The organism is Capnocytophaga sp. oral taxon 329 str. F0087, from assembly GCF_000213295.2.
Taxonomy (GTDB): domain Bacteria; phylum Bacteroidota; class Bacteroidia; order Flavobacteriales; family Flavobacteriaceae; genus Capnocytophaga; species Capnocytophaga leadbetteri_A.
The window spans coordinates 15,842-19,015 of the sequence record NZ_KN389992.1 but is presented as its reverse complement, the minus strand read 5'-3'; the positions used below and the strand labels follow the sequence as shown (position 1 = coordinate 19,015).

The 3,174-nt window shown below is 40.1% G+C and carries 4 protein-coding genes; all 4 read left to right on the top strand.

Annotation, left to right across the window (positions count from 1 at the left end):
• Nucleotides 1-199 (top strand): type B 50S ribosomal protein L31 (locus tag HMPREF9074_RS03545; protein ID WP_034539707.1); only part of this gene is annotated, 199 nt, incomplete at its 5' end.
• Nucleotides 200-343: 144 nt separating this feature from the next.
• Nucleotides 344-1,381: a vWA domain-containing protein gene (locus tag HMPREF9074_RS03540; RefSeq protein ID WP_009391078.1), complete on the top strand. Its 1,038-nt coding sequence runs from the start codon at nt 344-346 to the stop codon at nt 1,379-1,381.
• Nucleotides 1,382-1,389: 8 nt separating this feature from the next.
• Nucleotides 1,390-2,313, top strand: coding sequence for a tetratricopeptide repeat protein (locus HMPREF9074_RS03535; RefSeq protein WP_009391077.1), 924 nt, complete (start codon nt 1,390-1,392; stop codon nt 2,311-2,313).
• A 42-nt stretch (nt 2,314-2,355) separates the two neighbouring features.
• The coding region (locus HMPREF9074_RS03530; protein ID WP_034539705.1) for a BatD family protein at nt 2,356-3,174 on the top strand (819 nt) is incomplete at its 3' end.

The following is a 3,174-nucleotide window of genomic DNA, read 5'->3' as shown; positions in this document are numbered from 1 at the left end:
GTCGAACGACGATATCTTTATCACCAAATCGACAGTAGAGACCAAAGAAACCATTGAAGTAGAAGGGGTAGAGTATCCTTTAGTAAAGTTGGAAATTTCACGCACTTCACACCCTTACTACACAGGTAAATCTAAACTTATTGATACTGCCGGACGTATCGATAAATTTAAAAACAAATACGCTAAGTTTAAAAAATAAGCATAGCAATCCTAAAAAAGGCTGCCTCAGTAATGTGGTAGCCTTTTTTAATTTGCCAATTTTTTTTATTTTTGCAGTCGATTTGGCGCAGTATTTGAGGAAGGCAAAAAGGCATAGATAATGGCTATTCTTTTATAACTTATTATGATACATATAGACGAAAAAATATATATCTGGTTTATAGCGGTATTGCTGCCGCTACTATTTATCTTTGTAATTTCGCTATGGCGGAAAAAGAAGGCTCAAAGGGCATTTGCTGACAGTGCGTTACTCAGACGCTTATCGCCTGACCGTTCTAACTTTAAGCTGTGGCTGAAGTGGATATTGCTTTCTGCCGTAGTGGTGCTGCTCTGCATCGCTTTGGCTAACCCCAAAATAGGCACTAAAATAGAAACCGTAAAACGCGAAGGGGTAGATATCGTCTTTGCTATTGACGTTTCAAAAAGTATGTTGGCTGAAGACGTAGCTCCTAACCGCTTAGAGAAAGCTAAACGCATCGCCTTTGAGACTATCAATCAGCTAAAAGGCGACCGTGTAGGTATCGTAGCCTACGCAGCAAGTGCTTATCCGCAACTCGCCCTAACGACAGACCATTCGGCTGCCAAAATGTTTTTGCAGAGTATGAATACTAATATGCTCTCGTCGCAAGGTACTGCTATTCAGGAGGCTATACGTATGGCAACCAACTATTTTGACGATAAAAGCACTACCTCTCGCTTGCTCTTTATCATCTCTGACGGTGAAGACCACGAAATGGGCGCTACCGAAATTGCTGCTGAAGCACAAGAAAAAGGCATACACATCTACACTATAGGAGTAGGTACTGAAAAAGGAAGTCCGATACCGATGCGCGAACTAGGTGAACAGAGTTACAAACGTGACCGCAATGGCGAGGTGGTTATCACACGGCTGAACAAAGAACTACTACAACAGATAGCTATAAATGCTGGCGGACAATACCTAAATGGCGATAATACCCAAGAGGCTGTTAGCCAAATAGAAAAAATATTAGAAAGCACCGAGAAAAGTCAGTTTGACACACAGAAGTTTGTAGATTTTAAAGACCAGTTTCAGTGGTTTTTAGCAGGAGCGTTATTGCTGTTGGTGCTTGACCTTTTTATCTTTGAAAGAAAAACACAATGGGTAAAGCGTCTTAATTTGTTTAATGAACGAAAAAAGTAAGTATCTGTATGAAAAATATTCTTTTTATAGTCTTAACCTTTATGAGTATAGGCAGTTTTGCGCAAAGCAAAGAGGAAAAAGAGGCGCTAAAAGCGGCTATGAACTCTAAAAAGCTGACCTACCAGGGTAATGAATCATTGAAAGGTGATAAACCTACCCAAGCGGAGGTAGATTATCGTAATGCTATAGCTGAAGATAATACGAACCTGACTGCCCAATACAACTTGGGCACATTGTTGTATAAGCAAAAAAACTACGGAGAAGCCTTTGCTCAGCTGATGAAAGCGGCGAATGCTAAACAGATGTCGGAAGCTGAAAGACACCAAATCTTTCATAACTTAGGAAATGCTTTTATGAAAGAAAAGACCTATGACAAGGCTGTATTGGCGTATAGAGAAGCCCTCAGATACAACCCTACTGACGAGGAAACGCGCTATAACTTGGCAGTAGCTAACGAAATGCTTAAGAAAAATCCGCCTAAAAACAACAACAAGGATAATAAGGACAACAAAGATAACAAGGATAATAAAGACAATAAAGACAACAAGGATAAAAACAAGGATAACAAGGACAACAAAGATAAAAATCAGGATAAGAAAGACGATAAGGATAAAAACAAGGATAATAAGGACAACAAAGACAACAAAGACAAGAATAAGGATAATAAAGACAAAGACAATAAGGACAATAAAGATAAGGATAAAGACAACAAAAACGGCAAAGATAAGGACAACAAAGACCAGAATAAAGACAATAAAGACGACCAACAGGGGTCTAAAGAGCAAGGCGGACAGCCACGCCCTTCGTCTTTATCGCCTGAACAGATGGAGCGTATCCTTGAAGCTATGAACAATGAGGAGCGCAAAACTCAAGATAAAGTAAACGGACAAAAAGTAAGAGGACAGCGCGCCAAATCTGAAAAAGATTGGTAGGAACAAATAGCATTTTGTCTTTCAACATAAATAATTTAAGCAATGAAATATAGATTAATACTCTTTATAACCTTTTTAGTACAAAGCCTCTATGCCCAAAATATAGAGTTTAGAGCCGATGTGAGCAAAAACACCTTAGGCGCTAATGAGCGGGTGCGCATAGAGTTTACGATGAACAAAAACGGCGATAACTTTACTCCGCCCTCTTTTCACGATTTTGTGGTGATAATGGGGCCTTCGCAATCGGTTTCTGAATCGTGGATTAATGGCGTACGTTCTTTTTCAAAGACTTACATCTATATACTACAACCTAAAGCTAAAGGTAAATTCACCATAGGGCAAGCCTCGATAGATATTGATGGGAGAACCTACAAGACAGCCCCTATCGCTATCACCGTAACTGAAGCCGTAGCTGCCCCTTCTATAGATAAGACCAGCAATGATGTAGCCAGAGAAAGCTTGTTTTTATTAGCTGAAGTCTCTAAACCTAATCCTTATCTGAATGAGGCAGTAAGCGTAACCTATCGCCTATACGTAGGCAGCAACGTAGCCTTAAACGACCTACAATGGCTAACAGTACCTAAGTTTCCTAACTTCTGGAGTCAAGAGATAAAAATGCAGGAGTATGAGATAGGCGACTGTAGCTATCAGGGACGCAACTATCGTTGCATAGTAGTGAAAAAAGTAGTACTCTACCCACAAAAAACAGGTACTATCACCCTCGAACCACTGACTATGGACGCTGTACTGACGGTACCTACAAATCAGCGTGATTTCTTTGGCAGAATGATGTATGAACAGGTATCGCGCAGGGTAACCTCTGGCAATAAGACCATTAACGTAAAAGACCTACCTGAGGAA